General features: G+C 45.7%; 14 protein-coding genes and 1 pseudogene. 7 read left to right on the top strand and 8 right to left on the bottom strand.

The annotated features are described in order from the left end of the window. Nucleotides 1-74 precede the first annotated feature (74 nt). The 3 genes from QUA74_RS15155 to QUA74_RS15145 form a co-directional block, all read right to left on the bottom strand. A complete protein-coding gene (locus tag QUA74_RS15155; RefSeq protein ID WP_333330244.1) occupies nt 75-371 on the bottom strand; it encodes a GUN4 domain-containing protein in 297 nt (98 codons plus the stop codon). 221 nt (nt 372-592) lie between these two features. Next, nucleotides 593-2,290 carry a calcium-binding protein gene (locus tag QUA74_RS15150; RefSeq protein ID WP_333330232.1) on the bottom strand — a complete coding sequence of 566 codons (1,698 nt, stop codon included), beginning with the start codon at nt 2,288-2,290 and terminating at the stop codon, nt 593-595. Between the two features lie 227 nt (nt 2,291-2,517). Further along, entirely contained in the window at nt 2,518-3,156 is a 639-nt protein-coding gene (locus tag QUA74_RS15145) for a transaldolase family protein (protein WP_333330229.1), read from the bottom strand. A gap of 279 nt (nt 3,157-3,435) precedes the next feature. On the opposite strand from QUA74_RS15145, the gene QUA74_RS15140 reads away from it, so the two are divergent. Beyond that, nucleotides 3,436-3,663 (top strand): hypothetical protein, encoded by a 228-nt coding sequence (locus QUA74_RS15140; protein WP_333330227.1) that lies wholly within the window; start codon nt 3,436-3,438, stop codon nt 3,661-3,663. Nucleotides 3,664-4,041: 378 nt separating this feature from the next. On the opposite strand, the pseudogene QUA74_RS15135 reads toward QUA74_RS15140, so the two are convergent. Then, a pseudogene (locus QUA74_RS15135) lies at nt 4,042-4,260 on the bottom strand (quinone-dependent dihydroorotate dehydrogenase); the annotation flags it as partial. A gap of 214 nt (nt 4,261-4,474) precedes the next feature. On the opposite strand from QUA74_RS15135, the gene QUA74_RS15130 reads away from it, so the two are divergent. Continuing rightward, on the top strand, nt 4,475-4,714 hold the full coding sequence (locus QUA74_RS15130; RefSeq protein WP_333330224.1) for a hypothetical protein: 240 nt from the start codon (nt 4,475-4,477) through the stop codon (nt 4,712-4,714). A 116-nt stretch (nt 4,715-4,830) separates the two neighbouring features. On the opposite strand, the gene QUA74_RS15125 is transcribed toward QUA74_RS15130, so the two are convergent. After that, nucleotides 4,831-5,991, bottom strand: a complete 1,161-nt coding sequence (locus tag QUA74_RS15125; protein ID WP_333330221.1) for a quinone-dependent dihydroorotate dehydrogenase — start codon at nt 5,989-5,991, stop codon at nt 4,831-4,833. A gap of 231 nt (nt 5,992-6,222) precedes the next feature. Between QUA74_RS15125 and QUA74_RS15120 the strand changes: the two genes are divergently transcribed. Continuing rightward, nucleotides 6,223-9,144: a GAF domain-containing protein gene (locus tag QUA74_RS15120; RefSeq protein ID WP_333330218.1), complete on the top strand. Its 2,922-nt coding sequence runs from the start codon at nt 6,223-6,225 to the stop codon at nt 9,142-9,144. Nucleotides 9,145-9,373: 229 nt separating this feature from the next. On the opposite strand, the gene QUA74_RS15115 is transcribed toward QUA74_RS15120, so the two are convergent. Beyond that, nucleotides 9,374-9,841 (bottom strand): ABA4-like family protein, encoded by a 468-nt coding sequence (locus QUA74_RS15115; protein ID WP_333330215.1) that lies wholly within the window; start codon nt 9,839-9,841, stop codon nt 9,374-9,376. A 178-nt stretch (nt 9,842-10,019) separates the two neighbouring features. Between QUA74_RS15115 and QUA74_RS15110 the strand changes: the two genes are divergently transcribed. Continuing rightward, on the top strand, nt 10,020-11,030 hold the full coding sequence (locus QUA74_RS15110; protein WP_333330213.1) for a leucine-rich repeat domain-containing protein: 1,011 nt from the start codon (nt 10,020-10,022) through the stop codon (nt 11,028-11,030). Between the two features lie 286 nt (nt 11,031-11,316). On the opposite strand, the gene QUA74_RS15105 is transcribed toward QUA74_RS15110, so the two are convergent. Beyond that, on the bottom strand, nt 11,317-12,816 hold the full coding sequence (locus tag QUA74_RS15105) for an NAD(P)/FAD-dependent oxidoreductase (RefSeq protein WP_333330210.1): 1,500 nt from the start codon (nt 12,814-12,816) through the stop codon (nt 11,317-11,319). Nucleotides 12,817-12,886: 70 nt separating this feature from the next. On the opposite strand from QUA74_RS15105, the gene QUA74_RS15100 reads away from it, so the two are divergent. The 3 genes from QUA74_RS15100 (at nt 12,887) to QUA74_RS15090 (ending at nt 17,241) form a co-directional block, all read left to right on the top strand. After that, the gene (locus QUA74_RS15100; protein ID WP_333330207.1) at nt 12,887-14,578 is read left to right on the top strand and encodes a hypothetical protein; all 1,692 of its coding nucleotides are present in this window, start codon (nt 12,887-12,889) and stop codon (nt 14,576-14,578) included. 182 nt (nt 14,579-14,760) lie between these two features. Next, nucleotides 14,761-15,756, top strand: coding sequence for a pentapeptide repeat-containing protein (locus QUA74_RS15095; protein ID WP_242722582.1), 996 nt, complete (start codon nt 14,761-14,763; stop codon nt 15,754-15,756). 153 nt (nt 15,757-15,909) lie between these two features. Then, nucleotides 15,910-17,241, top strand: a complete 1,332-nt coding sequence (locus QUA74_RS15090; RefSeq protein ID WP_333330201.1) for a serine/threonine-protein kinase — start codon at nt 15,910-15,912, stop codon at nt 17,239-17,241. A 276-nt stretch (nt 17,242-17,517) separates the two neighbouring features. Here QUA74_RS15090 and QUA74_RS15085 read toward each other — a convergent pair whose 3' ends face one another. Continuing rightward, entirely contained in the window at nt 17,518-19,917 is a 2,400-nt protein-coding gene (locus QUA74_RS15085) for an ATP-binding protein (RefSeq protein WP_333330241.1), read from the bottom strand.

Genomic DNA, 19,917 nt, shown 5'->3' with positions numbered 1-19,917 from the left:
AAGCTTGCACACGCGGAGCGTTCAAACCATTCAAAGTCTTTCTCTGTCGAGGTTTTAGGCTTTTTCGGCAAGCCCTACCTAGTTATGCTTTTATCGCTGTCAACATAACTTTGCCAACTTAATGAAGCAACAGTTGGGTACTGGGCTGGAAACTCCCCTGGTATAGGACTTACTTGCGAGCTCATATTCCATCCTACTTGCTTGCTAAAATTTTGAATTTGACCTTCGCAAGTTCGACAGCTAGAACCGCCCACTTTCTGCCAAATCTCTAACTGTGGAGTCAATCCATATTTGCCATTGCTCGATTGCATCCACATCCCATCGATCGCGCGGAGGTTCGGACAAGACAGATTGGCGGGGTTGTTGCGGATCAGAGAGACTGTTTCTTGATCGGCTTCTTACCATTTTTTGGCTTCTAATAAGGATTGAAGTTTGCTAAATTCCGTGTTGCTTTCTTGTGAATTAGCGGTAAATGCTGGTTGCAAAACGGCAAGAAATGTGCCTACTAATGCGAGTGATTGTTTGCCAAGTTTAATCATGATGTTCCTCTGAGCAAAAGTGATTTAACAAATGACCAGTTTACCATCTATCTCTAGACTGAGATGAAATCTTCAGAGCCGATGAGGTTCGGAGCAAAGCCTGTCAAAGAAGCTAAAACTTCACCGCTGCTGGCTACTCTAATTAATGTGCCGTTAGTTCCAGAGGAAATTGATAGTTGTCCGAAGGTCAAGCCATTGATTAATTGAATGGTATCTTGAGATTTGGTGAAATCAGAGATTGTATCAACTCCCAATCCCGCACCTAAAACAAATACATCGTTGCCCGCACCGCCGACTAGAATATCGTTTCCCAAGCCGCCGTTTAGGGTGTCAAAACCTTTGCCGCCAAATAGGATATCGCTGCCGCCTCCCCCGATAAGAATATCGTTGCCTTGTCTGCCGGCGATCGTGTCATCGCCGTCTAAACCGCTGATATTATCGCTGCCGTTCGTGCCTGTCAGGTTGTCGTTGCTGGGAGTGCCGTTGATCAGGTTTGGAGAGTTATTGATGCCGCTCGAAGTGTTGGTTAAGTCAACAACGAAGATGTCAAAGTCAAAGTTAGTGTCCCCCGGCACGAGGTTGGTGGCAGCAGATGAAAACCCCACTTTCTGCCCGTTGGCGGAGATGGAAGTGATGTAGGAGATGCTGTTGCCTTCATTGCCTGCTGAGTTAACAGAGACGCGGGTGGTGGTATTGGCGAGCGTGTCGCGCACGAAGATATCTTGGTTACCATTAGTGTCCCCCGGCACAAGGTTGGTGGCAGCAGATTCAAACACCACAAATCGTCCGTCAGCGGAGATGGCACCAGGGGATAGGAGGTTGAAGGAGTCGTCGTTCCCGCGCTCGCCGCTGGAGCTAACAGAGATGAGGGTGGTGGTATTGGTTAATAAATCGCGCACGAAGATGTCACGGCTATTGTTCGTGTCTCCCGGTACGAGGTTGGTAGCCTTAGAATGAAACGCCACAAACCGCCCGTTGGCTGAGATGGAGGAATTGAAGGAGTTGTCGTTCCCGCGCTCGCCACTGGAGCCGACTGAGACGAGGGTGATGGCGTTGGTTGACAAGTCGCGCACGAAGATGTCGGTGCTATTGTTGGTGTCCCCCGGCACGAGGTTGGAGGCCTCAGAATCAAAGGTCACAAACCGCCCGTCGGCTGAGATGGAGGGGCGGTAGGAGCTGTCGTTCGCCCGATCTCCGGTGGAGCCGACTGAGACGAGGGTGATGGAGTTGGTTAACAAGTCGCGCACGAAGATGTCGGTGCTATTGTTGGTGTCCCCCGGCACGAGGTTGGAGGCCTCAGATGAAAACACCACAAACCGCCCGTTGGCTGAGATGGAGGACCTGAAGGAGTCGCCGTTGCCCCGATCGCCGTTGGAGCTGGCTGAGACGAGGGTGGTGGTGTTGGTTGACAAGTCGCGCACGAAGATGTCTTGCTGATTGTTAGTATCCCCCGGAACGAGGTTGGTAGCAACAGAAGTAAACGCCACAAACCTCCCGTCGCCGGAGATGGAAGCAGCACCCGAGCCACTGTTCCCTTGATTGCCTGCTGAGTCTACGGACACGCGGGTGGTGGTGTTGGTTAACAAGTCGCGCACGAAGATGTCTTGCTTATTGCTAGTATCTCCCGGCACGAGGTTGGAGGCATCAGAAGTAAACGCGACAAACCGCCCGTCGGCTGAGATGGAGATGTCGAAGGAGGAGGCGTTTGCCTGATTGCCTGCTGAGTCAACTGAGACGCGAGTAATGGTCATAAGCCCTGACATTTAAGAGTAGAAGTTGGGAGATGCCGTGCGGTTGATTGAAATTATTCAATAAGCAGCTCTCAAAGTCAATTCATAAAAGTCATAACCTTGACTTCATAAAAGCCATATTTATCAACCAATCTTGCCCACAGTAGACAAAATAGCCAAACATATATACAGTCAGCGAGCGAATGATACTTGCTCCAGAATTAAGGAAGTTTTCTGTATTGCAAAATCTAATAACTAATTCCCCGCCCGTTTTTGGCAAATTCATCAACAGTTTGCTGCGAAAGTTCGTGAACTGCGATCGCCTGCAACAGGTCAAAAGGCAATGTCAAATGATGTGCGCCAGCTAATAAAGTCTTTACCGCTTCTTCCGGCGATTTAATGCTAGCTGCCAAAATCTCAGTATTAGTTCTCTGCAACACATTTGCCATATCCCGCACTAAGGCAAAACCGTCTCCTAGGAGTCTGGTGGCGCGATTCACGTAGGCGATCGCATATTTAGCCCCCGCTTCTGCTGAGACAACAGCTTGTGATGCGCTGTATATCGCCGTCACCGCGCAAGGAATTTCCGGTGACAAATGCGCTACTGCTTGAAAACCAGCCGCCGTTGCTGGAACTTTCAACACTGTTTGCTGTCCAATTAATTCAAAAGCCGCTTTTCCTTCTGCTACCATGCCATCAAAATCAGATGCGGTTAGCTGATAATACACTTCACCCGGAATAAGTTTCGCCAGTTGTTTTAGCGTCACATCTGGAGATAAATCGCTTTTTCCCAGGAGGGTTGGATTAGTAGTAATTCCCGAAAGCCAGCCGAACTTGCTCGCTTCTTTTGCTTCTGCTACAATTGCAGTATCGAGATAAATTCCCATCAGCTCTACACCTTTATTTTCTTAGTTTATTCTGAGTTTTCCGAGGCTTACTTTCAATTCGAGGTCGCTGAGCGTGAAATTGATTATTAGGTATTAACTGTAGCAGATTTGTGAAAACATCGCTAGTAAGTAAAAATAACACTTAAGTGATGGGTATCACCTCACTTGCTGATTACGATCGCCATGTAAGAAAACTTCGATCGCCAAATGCCGGAAACAAACAATTTATATTTGTAGTATGGGTTATGTTTGCAATAACTCAAGGAGGTGACTCATAAAATGAGAGAAAAAGAAAATCATCAGTCACAAGTCAGTCTTGAGGTATCTTGTGACAAATCGGAGTTGAAAAAACCACCATCAGCCACTCAAGACTTGCCAGAAAATGATAATTCTCAAACCGAGTCTCAAGCATTTGAAAATCACGGTGAAGATGGTTTGAAGGCTCTAGCACGCTTAATGATGGTGAGCCTAACTTGGTCGCTGGCAGGACTTTCTAAACCCAAGTAAATTTTTGGGCTATTGGTTATATCGTTTCCTGTTGAATGGGAATGATCAAGTCAAGGTCGCACAATTCCACATTCCCCACGCACCAATCTCCACTCCCCATCATAAGGAGTGTAACCGGAATTGATATTATTGGTTATTGGTAATAATGACTGGTATTCTGCCAGAGTGCCATGAATCTTTAAGTTTTAACATCCAATTCCTAATCTCTCGCCTGTGCTTTTTATAGTACAGGCTTGCCCATTTCCCCATCGGATAGGACTCAATGCCTCATCCCTGGGCTTCCCCCAATTCCCAAAATCAAACTTTTATTTATATCAACCGTTTTGGCGGTTGCTATAAATCCGCCATAGGGACACAATATTGTTGTGTCCATATCTGCTACTTAATGTTTTCCGAACCAACGGCATGAGAAATCGAATTAAATCCTTTTTCTTCCAACTTTTGCAGCAAACCTTGGAGAATCCGACGCACCATCCAAGGCCCTTCGTAAACCCAACCGATGTAAACTTGAATTAAACTCGCACCGGCGGCTATTTTTTCCCAAGCATCTTCGGCGTTGAAAATGCCGCCAACTCCAATTATGGGCAATTCGCCTTTAGGGCACACGAAGCAACTTTAGACTCCGGTCGCCCCTAGAATCCACCACCGCAGCCATAGCAGAAGGTATTGACTTAAATAGGACTTGCACATTACTACTAAAGGTAGTGTATGGTCAGGTAATTTGCGTAAGTCCTAGTACAGTGTTACGCTGTCAGCAAACCAGTTCTGTTAGAGTATAATTATAAGAAACTAACTCACCAAAAAACGAAATATGGCTATTTACGTTTTACTTTTGAAAGAACAAGAGGATGATACTGCCGTCATTTACCACTTCGGACCAGATGAAGATCATCTTGGAGCCTTGTGGCTAGATAAATCCAGCGGAGCAGTCAAAGAACTTAAACAAACACCTGTTAATAATTCAGAAGGATTTTTCCTGCCAGCCACAGTCAAGGTTCGCCAACATTGGAAAGCGGGAATGTTTCCGCAAAAAACTTGCTGGGCATCGTGAGGCTGCAACTGAATAATGAGTTTTTAAATAGGTTCTTCAATGGGTTTTCTAATTTGATACTGAATGATAACCATTACTCCTATGACAACTGAAAGACATGATTGGTTTTCTTTTACCTATTTATTCCCGCAACCTACTGCCTCAGAAATCGAACTAAATCCGCGTTCTTCCAACTTTTGCAGCAAACCTTGGAGAATCCGACGCACCATCCAAGGCCCTTCGTAAACCCAACCGGTGTAAACTTGAATTAAACTCGCACCGGCGGCTATTTTTTCCCAAGCATCTTCGGCGTTGAAAATGCCGCCAACTCCAATTATGGGCAATTCGCCTTTTGTATATTGCCAGATAAATCGGATTACTTCTGTTGATCGCTCCCGCACAGGAACCCCGCTAATTCCCCCGGCTTCTTCGGCGATTGGTTTGCCTGTTTCTCGCAATATTTGTGTTTTCAATCCGTCGCGGCGGATGGTGGTATTTGTGGCGATAATTCCTGCTAGTTGGTAGGTTTTTGCTAAGTCGAGGATTGATACGATCGCCTCTGACTCCAAATCCGGCGCAATCTTGACTAAAATTGGCTTGATTCCCTGATTTTCTTGTTGCAAAATTTCCAAAATTGTGCTAAGCCCCGCAGCATCTTGGAGCGATCGCAACCCAGGCGTATTCGGAGACGAAACGTTGACTACAAAATAGTCACCCCAATCTTTCAGCAGCTTAAAACTCTCCAAATAGTCGGCTGCTGCCTGCTCTAACGGTGTTACCTTAGATTTACCGAGATTGATGCCCAAGGGGAACCGAGACTGAGGCATCGGGCGCGAGGCATCGAATTTTGACTGTTTCTGTGCTGCCTGAAACCGGGCTGCCATTGCCGCGGCTCCTTGATTGTTAAATCCCATGCGGTTGAGGGCTGCACTGTCCTCCGTCAATCGAAACAAGCGAGGTTGGGGGTTTCCCGGCTGTGGTTGACAAGTGACAGTGCCGAGTTCGGCAAAGCCAAAGCCAAAATTTGCCCAAATGTCAGCAGCTACGCCGTTTTTATCAAATCCCGCAGCCAAGCCGACAGGATTTTTAAAGCTCAGTCCCCACAAAGATTGTTCGAGGCGAGAATCTTCGACTCCCAAAGATTTCTGCAATCGCCAGAGCATTTGGCTGGTTGCGGGGTTTGACTGGGCTCGGGCTGCGAGTTCGAGAACTTGAAGAGTGCGGTTGTGCAGCCACTCAGCATCGGTTTTCAATACCGAAAACAACAGCGGGCGTACACTTGATTGATAAATATCCAATGATTTGTACTGGGGCAATTTACAAATTAGAAATGAGAAGGAAAGTAAAAATATTCACGAGCCGACAGCGAAGGCGAAGTTTCTGCTTCAACTTCGATCGACTTTATCCAATGTTTGAGATTGAAGGATAAGTGAGACGATTATATTATAAGTTGACTCTTTTGCATTTTATTTTTTTGAATTTTTAAGTGAGTAATTTTAAATTAGACAAAGGTGCGGGGAAGCTTGGAAATGGGGCAGCAGCAAAGACCAAAGGATTTAGACGAACAAATCGCGACCCTAGAGCGCGTTCTCCAGACTCTCCGAGAAGAGGAGAATGTGGAAGTGCTACTTTCGACAACACTCGATTACTTGCAAGCGGAATTTGACTGGCGGTTGATTTGGATCGGGTTGTACGATCGACAGGCCCACAGATTGTTCGGCAAAGGTGGCATGACTCCTAACGGCGACCAGTCTTTTCTCAAACAGCGGTTTGCCCTCAGCCCGGGGGATTTGCTGGAACAAGTGGTGATTCAGCTCCGCCCGGTGGGAGTTCCGGATTTGCGATCGGAAAACAGAGCCGGAGAATGGCGCAAAGCAGCTCAAACTTTCAATATTCAAGGCACGACTCTGTTTCCGCTGCGCTACAAAGACCGCTGCTACGGCGTGATTTTGCTCGGCACCCAGGTGTGGGGAGCGTCGCCCAAGTCGGGGGAAAAAACGCAGTTGGCGATCGTATTTGGAGCGCTGGCAACTGCTCTTTACCAAATAGAAAAAGACTGGCAGCGACAACAAGTTAAACACCCAGACGAGTCTCTTTTAGCGCTGCTTTCGCAGTTGGGGGAATTGCGATCGCTCGACCAATACTTGCAAGCGGTTGTCGAACAAACTCATGAGTTTATCGAGCCGACGCGCACCAATGTTTATTGGTTCGAGCGAGAGCGACGCTATTTTTGGCGCCGAGTCAGCAACCGCGAAGTTACTCCGGGTTTGGGCGGGCCGAGCCGAGCGGCTTCGGGCATCACCGTCCAAGACTTGGGCGAATTTTATCAGGCTTTGGGCAGGGAAGAAATGGTTTGGATCGGTGAATCTCAAAGTTCTCTGAAAACTGAGCTGACGGGGCGGTTGATGCAGCAAATCCGCGCTCGCTCTCTGTTGGCTGCGCCGATTGTTTCCGAAGGGGAATTGTTGGGATTTTTGGCAGTCGAAGCCAGCGAACCCCGGATTTGGCAAGACAATGAAAAGCATTACCTGCAGGGAGTGGCGCAGTTAGTGGCTCTGACGGCTCCTGTGTCGGAGATGGAGGAGAAAATTCAGCAAACTGAGATCGATCGAGATTTAACTGCCGGAATAGCTCGCGCCATCTACAGCGATGCTGACTGGGAGGCGACTTTGAAAAATACCGCTGAGCAGTTGTGCGGGCGGCTCAAATGCGAATACTTTTTGCTGCTGCTGTACGGCGAAGAACAAAATCGCTTTGAGATTGTCTGCCAAAATTTGCCCCGCAACCGCAGGCCAGTGCCGTCGCCACTCAACGCCCTCGATGTGGCTGACGTGGGGCTGTTGCAAGAAAGTGCACCTCTGGCTATTGAAAATTGGGAGGAAGACGGGCGGTTGGGTGCTTGGCGGGAAGTGCTGGCGGAGGCGGGGGTGCGATCGCTTTTGGCATCGACCACTCGGAGGAAAAATCAAGAGGGAGAAAACCCCAATCTCAAATCGAAAATCGCCAATCGAAAATCGATCGAGGGTTTGCTGGTTGTCGGACACAATGCAACTCGCACTTGGAAGCGATCAGAGCAAGAATTAGTTCGGCTAGTGGGCCAACAGCTAGGATTGATCCTGCACTCCTGGCAGCAGAGTGCGGAAATCGAAAAATATCAGCAATTTGAGCGCTCGCTCAAATCGGGTTTGGCGGTTTTGCAGCATTCTGAGGAGGAGCAATCTGAGCAACCAATATCTGCTGCTTCACCGACGATGTTCCCAGAGTTGCCGCTACAAAAGCTCGATCGTAACTTTGCTCAACACGTTTCCCAAACACTTTCCTGTCCTTTAGTAGCCGTAATTACTTGGAATCCGGGTCAGGAGGAAGGTTCAATTGCGACGGCGCTAGCTGCCAATCCCGTATTTGCCCTCAATCCCGATGCCGTGATTCCTGTCCAAACAGATGCTTTGATCCAACAAACCCTGGCAGAAGCGGGCGTACTGCAACAGAGCACGAGCCAACTGCCACTGGGGACGAAGCGGTGGCTCCGCAGTCCGGGAATTGGCGAGATTCTGACGGTGGCGCTGCGGACGGCCCCAGAACACGCTCCGGCGGGCATTGTGGTGGCTGCGGACGCTCCGGGCCGCCAGTGGTCGGAGTTGTCGGTGAGTTTACTCAGCTCGATGGCGTCTCAGTTGGCTTGGTGGCGCAGGTATTTGGCGGTACAATCGGCAGCCGAGTCGCAGCGATTGGATCTGGAGTTGCTCAACTGGTACAAACAGCGCCGTTTTGAGGAGTTTTACCGCACTGTGGGAGCGGGGGTGAAGGAGTTGGGGGAGTTGAGTCAGTCGATTTTGCAGTCGGCGAAGGAGCAAAAAGATGCTCTGAAAATTTTGCGCTACCAACAGGTTTTGCGGCAAATGGGCAATGCTTTGGGGTCAACTCATTTGCTGCTGAAACAGGAACATTGGCGGCTGCAATTCGGACAAGATGCAGTGCCTGTGAGCGCTTGGCTGAGGCGATCGATCGATCGAACGGCCTCCCTGGTAAAACAGTCGCAAGTCTTGCTGGAGGTGCACAGAGAAACTGCTGTGTCGATGCGGGCCGGCCAGACTTTGAGCGTTCGCGGCGACAGCATCAAGCTGGATTTGATCCTGTGCGAATTGCTCGCGGCTGCTTGCAGGCGCTCTGGAGTTGGTGACAAGATTGAGATTCGCTCTCAGTTGTTGGGGGAAGGTTTGCTAGAATTGTCTGTGATCGATAGCGGCGCGTGCGATCGACAGTTAATTGCTGCCTTCAACGGCGGTTCCGGGCCGGACATATTAGCCGTTTCTAGTTCCAATAGGTCGATCGTCCAAACTCTCTTAATTTGTCAGCGAGCAATACGCTTAATGGGGGGAAACTTTTCTTTAGAAATGTTAGAAAACAATTTAATTGTGGCTCGTTTAGTGCTGCCCCTAGCCAATTCTTAATATTGTAAAATATTGTAAAAGCTCCAAGCTGCGCTCGATGATTGCAGGGGCGGGTTTCACCAACAATCTCGGCCTAAGACCAATAATCTCATCAACCCGCCCCCACCCAAAGGTAAATCGTCATCAACCTCTTTCTGGTTTAGCTACGATCTATATTGTTACTGATATCTTGCACCATTCTTAGAAACTAACGGCCACCAGCGGCCCGTTCCACAATACATCAATTTTATTATTGTGGATCGGGCATCTTGTCCGCCCCTGAAAGACTTTCAGAATTCGGGAAAAACCTTTGAGTAATCCAAGCAGTTACAATATGAGAAAGCAATCCCATCGGCCCAGCAAAAAAACACAAAGCCAAAGAATGAACCGTCCAAACTCCTGTCCGCTGCCCTTCCAAATAAATCCAGCGCCCGACAAACAAGTCCATCACTAAAAAATGTATCCATCCCGTAGCCGCCGCTGTTTCTTCCCCCAGAAACTTAGCAATATCTGCTAACTTAGGATTCGACAAAGCAGCCGCATTTTCCGCAGTCAGACTGCTACCAAACAAATATATGTACAAAACGGCTAGCACTGCAAACGGAATAAAGGAATTCATCACTTTTCGGGTAATTCCCCAGTTGGGTAATAAAATCATAATTGCCCAGAAAGGCACAACGAACAGATTACTGGCATTAAAAATTAGTTCTGGTGTCATAGTTGGCTCTTGGCTCCTGCGAATGCAATTCAATTAAGGATGTTAAGATTACTTTACACAATTTTTGCTGAAATTTCCCAAAACCCGAAAAAAATCTCATTCACAAATGAAATAGAATTGCTATACTTATCTAAAATTTCAAATCTCCCATCTAAAATCGATTAAGGCAGCACAGCCCATGACAACTTATAATAACTTTCCAGATTGGTGCAAGCACAAAGAAAATCTCTCGCCCGACGCTAAACATACGGTAGAAATACTGTTGCAAGTATCAGATTCTTCCGAGTGCGATCGAGCCAATGAACTGCTTTATAATACAACAGAACTTAACCTCAAAAATCTTCAAATTACCGATATCAGTCCCCTCTCATCTTTCACTCAACTTACTAATCTCATCCTCGGCAGTAATCAAATATCTGACCTCGCTCCCCTGCAATCTTTAACCAATCTGAAAACTCTGATTATGGATGTTAATCAAATATCAGATATCAGCGGGCTTTCATCTCTAATAAATCTGACTCGACTCGTTCTCGATACCAATCAAATCTCAGACATCAGTCCCATAGCAGGTCTAACTAATCTTACCGCACTTGTCTTGTTTGACAACAAAATTTCCGACATTACTCCGTTGCAAGCTTTAACGAACTTAAATGCGCTGATCCTCTACAACAATCAAATTTCAGATATCGCTCCTCTGGAAAACTTAACTGAACTCCAGACACTCTACCTTTACAATAATACAATATCGGATCTCACCCCGCTTAGTTCTTTAAAAAATCTCACTACGCTGTTTCTCTTCGGAAATAAAATATCTGACCTTACTCCCCTGGCATCGCTAACTAACTTAAATAAATTGGTTTTATTCCAAAATGAAATCTCAGATATTAGTCCTTTGACATCGCTCACTAATTTAATTGAACTCAACCTCGGTAACAATCAAATATCAGACATCAGTCCGCTGAAATCGTTAACTAATTTGACTGAACTTTATCTGTTCAACAATCCGATTTCCGATACCAGTGCGCTACAAGCTTTAAATAATTTATTTTTACTAGACTTGTACAACAATCAAATCTCGGATATCAGTTCCCTGCAATCTATGCAAAAGTTAACTAGCTTGGACTTGCGCGGGAACCCCATTGTTAATAAAATTTGCCCTGTCAATCCTGAATCTATATGTCGGTTTTAATTCTTAAGGTCGAGGCAAGATGACGGTTTATAGAGTATAATGTTGAACGTCAATATCAGGAGAAAGTGATGAGTGGACACGATGCTTTGATGTTAGGATTGCTGCTGTTGCCCGGTTTGGCTTTGTCGATCGCAATTCTGGGCGCTTTTGCCGCTGGTGGATAATCAGTCTTTAGCACTCATCAGCGCTCCAGCAAGCAGTTTAGTGGTTCCCAGAGGGCGGGTTTATCTATTTGTTGAGTTGCCGGAAATATCTTGGGCAAAACCCGCCCGCTTCCTCTACCAATTTACAAAAATTGTGCTGTCACATCGGAATTTACCAAAGTATTCGCGCACAAAATACCCGATGCTGCGACGGCGGGGACGCCAATTCCCGGCATGGTGCTGTCTCCCACGCGATACAAGCCTTTGACTGGTGTTTGCGGCCCGGGAAATGTGCCTTTTCCGGCGGCAATTGCAGGCCCGTAAGTTCCTTGATATCGGCGCAAAAATCGGGCGTGGGTTAGGGGTGTGCCGATCGACTCTAAGACTATCCGCGATCGCAAATCCGGTATAATTTTTTCTAAAGCTTGAAACAGAGATTGCGATCGCTCTTGCTTTTTCTGCGGATACAATTCGCCATATTCCCAACCTTCGTAAGGTTCCAATGTATAAGCGTGAATGGCGTGATGTCCGGGCGGCGCGAGAGTTGCATCCCACACTGTAGGAATCGAAATCATGCAAGTATTTCCGGGTACTGTAATGTCAATCTTGCTATCGTGAACCACGACGTGGTGGCCGGTCAAACCTTCGAGTCCTTCGGCTTTAATTCCTAAATGCAGGTGCATGAAACTGTCTACTGCTGGCATCGACACAGCGTTTTTTCGGTAGCTTTCCGGCAAATCTCCTGGTCGCAGTAATTTTGTATAAGTATCCCAGATTGTGGCATTTGAAATGACAATTGGGGCGCGGATAATTTCGCCATTTAGCAAGCGAACGCCGGTGGTTTTGCCGGATTCAACTAAAATTTGCTCCACGGGAGATCCCAGGCGCAATTTTCCTCCCCAGCGCTGCAAACCTCTCACTAAAACATCGACGATCGCACCGCTGCCACCTACAGGATATTCGATCGCACAGCGCGATCGTTCGCCAATCATAAAAGCTATTTCCGGCGCGACAGTTCCGTGCGCTTTCAAACCCGACAGCAAAAAGCACTCCAAATCAATCAAACGCCGCACCCAAGGGTCGCGCACATCCCGATCCATCAAGGAACCTGCTGAACCCGCGATCGCACCTACTAGCGGCAACAGCTTCAGCAAAGCAGGGGAGTACCGAGACAGCAAAACAGGTATTAACTGCCAGTCGGATCTCAGCGCTAAAGCCGGAATTCCACGCAAAGCTTCATACAAAACTAATAAGTTTTGTTGAAATTGCTGTAATTCTACAGCACCTTGCGGTGCGAATTTAGCTACAGCATCTAAGTAACTTCTCGCATCAGCATAAATCGGTAAACTTCCCTCTGGAAAATGGTAATGCCCCAGCGGATCGTAAGAAATTGCTGCGATCGATTCCTCTAAAACATCAAAAACTTGCCGCAAAGGATTAAACGACTGCGGGTCAGTCAAACCGCAATAAAAAGAAGGCCCCGAGTCAAAGTGAAATCCCCGGCGCCAAAAGCTGTGAGCTGCCCCGCCCGCTATGGTGTGGCTCTCGCATACGAGAACCCGCTCGCCGTAGCGAGCTAGCATCGAGCCGGCGACTAAGCCGCCAATACCGCTGCCAATTACGATCGCATCAAAGTCTTGCATTTATCAAATGTGGTATAATTGTATTATTTCTTGCTGAGTGTTGACAGGGTATTTTTATGGGAGGAAAACTATGAAAGCTTTATCTATTTTAGATGAAGTTGTTCGCGAATTAGAACAAGACGTGAATCTCTCGCGTATTAAAAAAATAATATTTTTTGCTTGTAAAGAGTTCTGGGAAAACGATCCTGCCCAACTCGCCAGCGCAGATCTAAGGATTTTAATTGAAGAACTGTGCGCCAAGTACAGCAGGTTAGAAGATATTGAAGCAGTTTTAAATAGTATAGTCTCTAAGGTTAATAAAAAAACCGAGTATGCTTTAGTAGCAGACCTCATAGTCTGTCAACTTAGCAGGCTGTATGAATTTGAAGATTTCACCAAATTAGAAATAAACATATCTAGTTTTGGCGGTCCGGAAGCTCCCGCATTTGAAGAGCACTTTAGTTCGGAAGTACCCAGCAGCGAAGAAAGTGCAAGAAACCCCGGCAAATTATTTGATGTCCGACAAAAAATTTTGCAGCAAACAAATCCGCTGAGGGCGAAAATCCTAATTTTCTCAACTCTTTATCACCAGTTTACTTTTAGCGATCGCGACTGGCTACTGCTGAAAACTCAAGAGCTTGACAATCTACTACGACAACTGTTTAATGTCTGTGGCAGCCTAGCCGAACTCGAATCTCGATTGTATACAACTGCTAGCAATCTTGACAACAGAGATGAAAACGACCAAGCTGCGAGCGTAATCATCAAAGCGATGAATCCTTGTTACGCAAAAATGCAGCAGGAAGAACCGGATGAAGCCGAATCTTCGGCTAGCGAAGATTACGATCAGACACATTTAAACAACAGTGTTTATCAAGAGAGCGAGCTGGTGGACAGGCGCAGCGATTATTTTGATCCAGGCGAGATTACTCACATCCTTCAAGCTGCTCCATCTCACTATCATTATGACCCCCAAAAGAGTTACTTAGTGCCAGACACGGCAGAAAATGTACAGTTTAAAGAACCCGAAAGCAGCAATAATTATGCTACCGATTTCAGACAGGAAATGGTAGAAACATTCCCTGTTGCAGAAATGCCGACTATTATCGAAATTTTAGAACCGGCGGCTCCTGTTATTATAAATATTAGCGATTCCATCAAACGCAAGTTGGAATTGGAAGAAGAAATGACAGAATTAGTCAGTCAAAGTGCTAACTCCGCAACGGCGCAAATAGAAAATATATTCACCCAGTTAGAAGCTGCTTTGAACGGAAAATTTTCTACGGGAAGTCCAGAGGAGCGTTTGTACTGGAAATATAAAAATCTCAGAGAGTATGTAGGAAAAGTTCAAAAATTTACAGATAAACTGCTGGAAATTTTGATCGAATTGGAGTCGAAAGAAAGCGGTAAATATCCTTCTGAAATCACAGGAAACCTGACCGACGATATTTCAGAAATACCGCAGGATCACTCTAGCCATAAAGCAAATCAGTATCAGCTTCTGGAAATGGCAAAACAAGGCAAACCAAAGGCGATCGCCCAATTGATTAATCAATTGCTACAGCCTAAGGGAATTGCTGCTACAGCGGGATTTAAAGACGGTTGGCTCCATGTGATTCTAGAGTCTGCTGAAGTACCAAACCAACAGGCTACAGCTACATACATCCACAAAAAACTGTGTACTTTAAAATCACAATATCTTACTCATGTGAAAATTCACGGGCGACAGTTAGGCAGCAAAACAGTTTTTTGGACTCAAGAATTTGTCAATCAAACTCATTAAATGCTCGACTCAAGCCTGGGGCAACACAAACTAAGTCCGCTTGCGTCAACTGAAATTCAAGAAATTTCATCAAGTTTCTCAGACTCAAGTCTGGGGCTACAAAAACTAAGTCCGCCTGCGCGAACAGAAACTTAAGCCGTCTAGAAATAGCAGATTGTACCTAATTAACAACAAAAACAAATATGAATGCCAGCGAAATTTTAAGGCGATATACATCAGGAGAACTAGATTTTCAAGGTATGAATCTCCGAGGGGTATACCTGAGCGGTGCCGATTTAATTGGCGTCAATTTAAGTAGTGCTGACCTCTGGGGTGCAAACTTAGCGATGTCGTACCTGAGCAGAATTAACCTTCAGCGCGCTAATTTAACTAATGCAAAGTTGTGCGGTGCTAACTTAAATCAAGCCAACTTGAGCGGAGCAAATTTGTCCGATGCAGACTTCCACGGAGCGACTTTGCAAGGTGCAGACTTTCGCAAAGCCAACATCTCTTTGGCAGTTTTTATTGATGCAAATTTGAGCGATGCAGATATGCGAGGTGTAAATTTGCAAGGTGCAGATTTGCGCGGTGCGTGCTTGCGGGGTGCAAATTTGCGGAAGGAGTTGCGGCTTTTTGAGGGTGCAAATTTGCGGGGTGCAAATTTGCAAGGTGCAGATTTGCGGGGCGTCAATTTGCAAGGTGCAGATTTGACTAAAGCTAATCTCAGTCACGCTAATTTGACTGAAGCATTTCTGGGAGAAGCAAATCTGACTCAGGCAAATTTGAGCGAAGCTATTTTAGATGGCATATTTTTGACTGAAGCAACTTTGGTAGAAACAAATTTTTCCTGGGCTGTAATGGCTAATGCTAAGTTGGAAAGAGCTGTGTTACTTGATGCTGAATTGGCGGGCGCTAATTTGCGCGGTGCATTTATGACTGATGTAAAATTGAGCAATGCTAATTTAATCATGGCTGACTTGAGTCGAGCTAATTTGGTGCGGGCTGATTTGAGTCGAGCTAATTTAAATCAGGCAAACTTGAGTGAAGCTGATATGACTGATGCTTACCTGGCTAGAACAGATTTGCGGGAGGCAAATTTGCACCGCACAACTTTGATTAGGGCAGATTTGAGCACGGCTAATTTAGCGGGTGCTCAATTGCGCGGTACAATCATGCCGAATGGAGAAATGCACCTCTAATTACTTGTAGTAGCAATTTAAGGCTGTCGCCAAAAGAGTTAATCTTCGACCCTGTGATTTAACAATTATGAGTAAAAATGACCTGGTAGGAGAGCCGTCATTAATTTAATAGTTAAGGCCATTTTGTAGCATTCACAACTGGAGGGTAATGCTGTGTTAGATACAGGAAAAATTTTACAAGAACGTTATCAATTGCAACAGCGTTTAGGACGCACAGCGGCCGGTCATCAAACTTGGCTAGCCGTGGATTTAGAGTCTCAAGAACAGGTGACGCTGAAAATGTTAGCTTTTAGCCCGGAAATGCACTGGGAAGAACTCAAGCTTTTTGAAAGAGAAGCACAAGTTTTGCAGGCGCTAAATCATCCCCGCATTCCTTGCTATCGAGATTATTTTTCCCTGGAACGGGAAGCCGGAGCAGGATTGCCTTGGTTTGGGTTAGTACAAGATTATATTCCGGGATTTTCTCTTCAGGAATTATTAGAAAAGGGTCAGCGTTTTTCAGAAAATAAAGTACGAAAAATTGCCACTGAAGTGCTAGAAATTTTAATTTATTTGCATGAATTAAGCCCCCCAGTTTTGCACCGAGATATTAAGCCGAGTAATTTAATTTTGGGGGAAGATCAGCACGTTTATTTAGTAGATTTTGGTGCGGTACAAGCTCAAGCGGCGGTGACAGGTGTAACGTTTACAGTGGTAGGAACGAGTGGTTATGCACCCTTAGAACAGTTTTGGGGGCGGGCGGTGGCGGCTTCGGATTTGTATGCTTTGGGAGCTACTTTAATTCATTTGTTAACGGGGATGACTCCTGCGGATTTGCCACAGAAAGATTCTCGGATTCAGTTTAGCGATCGCGTGAGTGTGAATCCCACTTTGGTAAGCTGGATTGAGAAGATGACGGAAATCGCCTTAGAAAAGCGTTTCAGCAAGGCTAGAGAGGCTTTAGCAGCTTTGAAATCGGGAAAAATACAAGGGGCTAATCTTCAAATTCCGACTGTTTGGAAAATTGCTAAACCACCTCACAGTCGCATTCAAGTTAGCAAATCAGCAACGGAGTTAAACATTAAAATTCCGTCTACTTTAGCCAGAAAGCCTTTTTTAGGTGCTTTTATAGGAATATTAACTATACTGCTATCTTGGCCGATAGTCTTAGCATATTTGCAAGTAAATGTCAGTATGGGATTAGGATTTTTTCCGCTTGTAGCAAGTATGTTACTTAAGATTTTGGGCAATGGTACTAAAATTACATTTAACCGGAACTACTTTAAACTGGAACATCAGATATTTGGTTGGAGTTATTTAGGACAAAGGGGGGAAGTTTCTGAGATTTTAGGTGCTTTTCTATACAATACTTATCAGGGAAATGAAATCAGGATTCGTTCAGGTAACGAGAGGGGAACTTACTTTTATACTTTAGCAACAAATTTGAAAGAGGTTGAGGCGGCTTGGTTAGCGCAAGAAATTCAAGATTGGTTAAATTTAAGATAAATTTTTGTAGGGCGAAGCCTTGGTGATTAATTTTTTTGTATAATAGACATCTCGCAACTAAAAATGGGTGACGCACTCACTTATAGGGGGTCTAAAATACAACATATTCCAGGTTCATTAAGTACAGTAGCAACAGCTTGTAAACCAGACTGCTCGATCAAAAAAATGATCCTACTTTAAAATCGTTATGCCAAGGCTTTCAAAAAAAGACCCCAATCAAAGTCAGTATATCTTAATTACTCGATCGCCCAAAAAACATTGAATTTTAATTCAAATTTATCCCTTCACAGGCAAAACGATCGCAAACTCAGTGCCAACTCCAGGCTCCCCATTCACCTCGATGCTTCCGCCATGTTTCTCTACCGCAATCTGGTGGACAATTGCCAACCCCAATCCAGTTCCTTTCCCGACACCTTTCGTCGTGAACAAATGGTCGAATATCTGCTGTTTAACCTCCTCTTTGATGCCGATGCCGTTATCACCAATGTTAATTTTAATGTACCCTTCGCCGACTATATCCGTGCAAATGGTGATGCGGTTGGGATTGGCGGTAATTTCGCTAAAAGTGCGTCCTATATTTGACTCTTCTAAGGCATCGATCGCATTGGCAAGCAGGTTCATGAAAACTTGATTCAATTGACCGGGAAAACATTCGATTTTAGGGAGATTGCCGTATTTAGTTATCACTTCGATCTGCGGGCGGTGTTCGTTTGCTTTGAGACGGTGTTTCAAAATTAAAATAGCGCTATCAATGCCTTCGTGAATATTAAAAGGAACTTTGTAGTCTTTGTCGCCTCTGGAGAAGGTACGCAAACTGTTGCTGATGCTGCAAATGCGTTCGCACCCGAGTTGCATTGAATCAATCATCTTCGGTAAATCTTCCAAAAGATAATCGAGGTCTATCTCTTCGGCGTGGTCGGCTATTTCCGATGGCGATGCAGCGGAGCGATACAATTCTAAGTGTTCGATCACATCTTCCAAACTTCTTTTACCTTCGCTTAAATTGCCAGAAATAAACCCAATCGGATTGTTAATTTCGTGGGCGACTCCGGCGACTAAATTACCCAATGCCGACATTTTCTCGCTTTGCACGATTTGCAGTTGTGCTTGTTGTAAATTTTTTAAAGTTCGTTCTAGCTGTTGATTTTTCTCTTGCAAAAGTTCGGCTGCTCGCTTGCGCTCGGTGGCATCAACACCCAAACCAATAATCCCTATTGTCTCGCCATGGGAATTTTTTAACTGCACTTTTGTGATTTCTAAATCGTGTAGTTTGCCGTCAACAAATCTGATAATTTCGCTGGAGTAATGTGGCCAATCTTGGGCAAGGCAGGCTGCATCTGAAACCAAACAGCCCGCTGCATTCTCCCCCAGTAGATCTTTATAATGATCGACAGCTAGGAAATCGTTCAGAGGCACGCCCACATCTTGAGAAAAGGTCTTGTTCAAAAACTGTACTTTACCACTGGGATCAACCATCCAAATCCAAATCGGAGCGACATCAAGAATCGCTTGGAGCATTTGTTTCTGATCGGCAAGCTGAGCTTCGGTTCGGCTAATTTTTATTAGCGATCGCTCTAATTGCTGGTTGTAATCTTGATATTTTTTATAGAGCAGAGCATTTTGCAAACAGATGGCTGCCTGGGAACACAGGAGATTGAGAAGTTGCAGGCGATCGCGGGTAAAAACTTTTGCGGTTAAGCGATTTTCCAGATACAAAATGCCGACTAAGTTGCCTCGATCGAGAATCGGCCAACACAACAGGCTCTGCGGTTGGTATTTGAGGAGGTAGGAGTCGGAATCCCACTCACGTTGTTGAGCAAGATCCCGAACAATCACAGGTTTCAATAAATTTTTAACGCAGTCAACAATTTTGAGGGGCAAGATATCGCTATTTTCATCGAGTGTTGCGGATGATAAGTCGATCGCCCACTCGACTCCCGAATTGTTGATCGTGCTGGTAGCCGCGATTTCCCATTGATTGCCGTTTGGCCAAATCAGCGCTCCTTTGTCAGCTCCTGTATTTTTCATCGCCAGTTGCATCACTTTGGCAATCAGTCGATCGAGTTCTCTTTCACTAGAGAGCGCTTGACAAGCTTTTAGCAGTGTTGAAAAATTCCCGAAATCTGAGACGCTCGCCGAAACAGAGGGAGGAATGGATGGATGAATGGATGGATTTTGCCCCGCAGGTGTTGGAAAATTGGCTAATGGATTTGCAGGGAGTTTTGCGGGTTCTAAAATCGGTTTTAATAATTGAGGATAACGTTTTTCTAAGTCGTCAATTTTGGCTCTATCTCCCCAGCGGACATAGCAATCATAGGCATCTATCATGTATAGTCGGGCAATTTTTTCCCTTCCTAATGACAGGTAAAACTTAGCAGCGAGTTCGCAGGCAAGAGCTTCTTCATTGACATATTCGTTAGCTTTAGCTCCGGTAATAGCTCGATCATACAGCTCCATGGCTTCTGCTATCTGTCCCAAAACGCCCAGCAATTCTGCCTCAACTAGATCGAACTTGTGTTGGAAATTAATCGGCGTATGGTGCGCGAATTCTTTGAGTTTTTCCTGACTAGCCCCAACGCGCTTAAGGATTTGTTGGCGCTCCGCCGGTGCGGCATCTGCATAGATTGCCAAATGTGCCAGTGCATCATAAAAGTCGTGCATCATCGTTACTAGCAT

The sequence above is a fragment of the Microcoleus sp. LAD1_D3 genome, from assembly GCF_036702135.1.
GTDB lineage: Bacteria > Cyanobacteriota > Cyanobacteriia > Cyanobacteriales > Microcoleaceae > Microcoleus.
This window is presented reverse-complemented; position numbering and strand designations above follow the sequence as displayed.

What these genes read in the sequence shown, in the direction of transcription:
- QUA74_RS15150 (WP_333330232.1), bottom strand. Translation starts at nt 2,290, where the DNA reads ATGACCATTACTCGCGTCTCAGTTGACTCAGCAGGCAATCAGGCAAAC.
- QUA74_RS15145 (WP_333330229.1), bottom strand. Translation starts at nt 3,156, where the DNA reads ATGGGAATTTATCTCGATACTGCAATTGTAGCAGAAGCAAAAGAAGCG.
- QUA74_RS15095 (WP_242722582.1), top strand. Translation starts at nt 14,761, where the DNA reads ATGAATGCCAGCGAAATTTTAAGGCGATATACATCAGGAGAACTAGAT.
- QUA74_RS15115 (WP_333330215.1), bottom strand. Translation starts at nt 9,841, where the DNA reads ATGACACCAGAACTAATTTTTAATGCCAGTAATCTGTTCGTTGTGCCT.
- QUA74_RS15130 (WP_333330224.1), top strand. Translation starts at nt 4,475, where the DNA reads ATGGCTATTTACGTTTTACTTTTGAAAGAACAAGAGGATGATACTGCC.
- QUA74_RS15140 (WP_333330227.1), top strand. Translation starts at nt 3,436, where the DNA reads ATGAGAGAAAAAGAAAATCATCAGTCACAAGTCAGTCTTGAGGTATCT.
- QUA74_RS15105 (WP_333330210.1), bottom strand. Translation starts at nt 12,816, where the DNA reads ATGCAAGACTTTGATGCGATCGTAATTGGCAGCGGTATTGGCGGCTTA.
- QUA74_RS15120 (WP_333330218.1), top strand. Translation starts at nt 6,223, where the DNA reads ATGGGGCAGCAGCAAAGACCAAAGGATTTAGACGAACAAATCGCGACC.
- QUA74_RS15100 (WP_333330207.1), top strand. Translation starts at nt 12,887, where the DNA reads ATGAAAGCTTTATCTATTTTAGATGAAGTTGTTCGCGAATTAGAACAA.
- QUA74_RS15085 (WP_333330241.1), bottom strand. Translation starts at nt 19,917, where the DNA reads ATGCTAGTAACGATGATGCACGACTTTTATGATGCACTGGCACATTTG.
- QUA74_RS15110 (WP_333330213.1), top strand. Translation starts at nt 10,020, where the DNA reads ATGACAACTTATAATAACTTTCCAGATTGGTGCAAGCACAAAGAAAAT.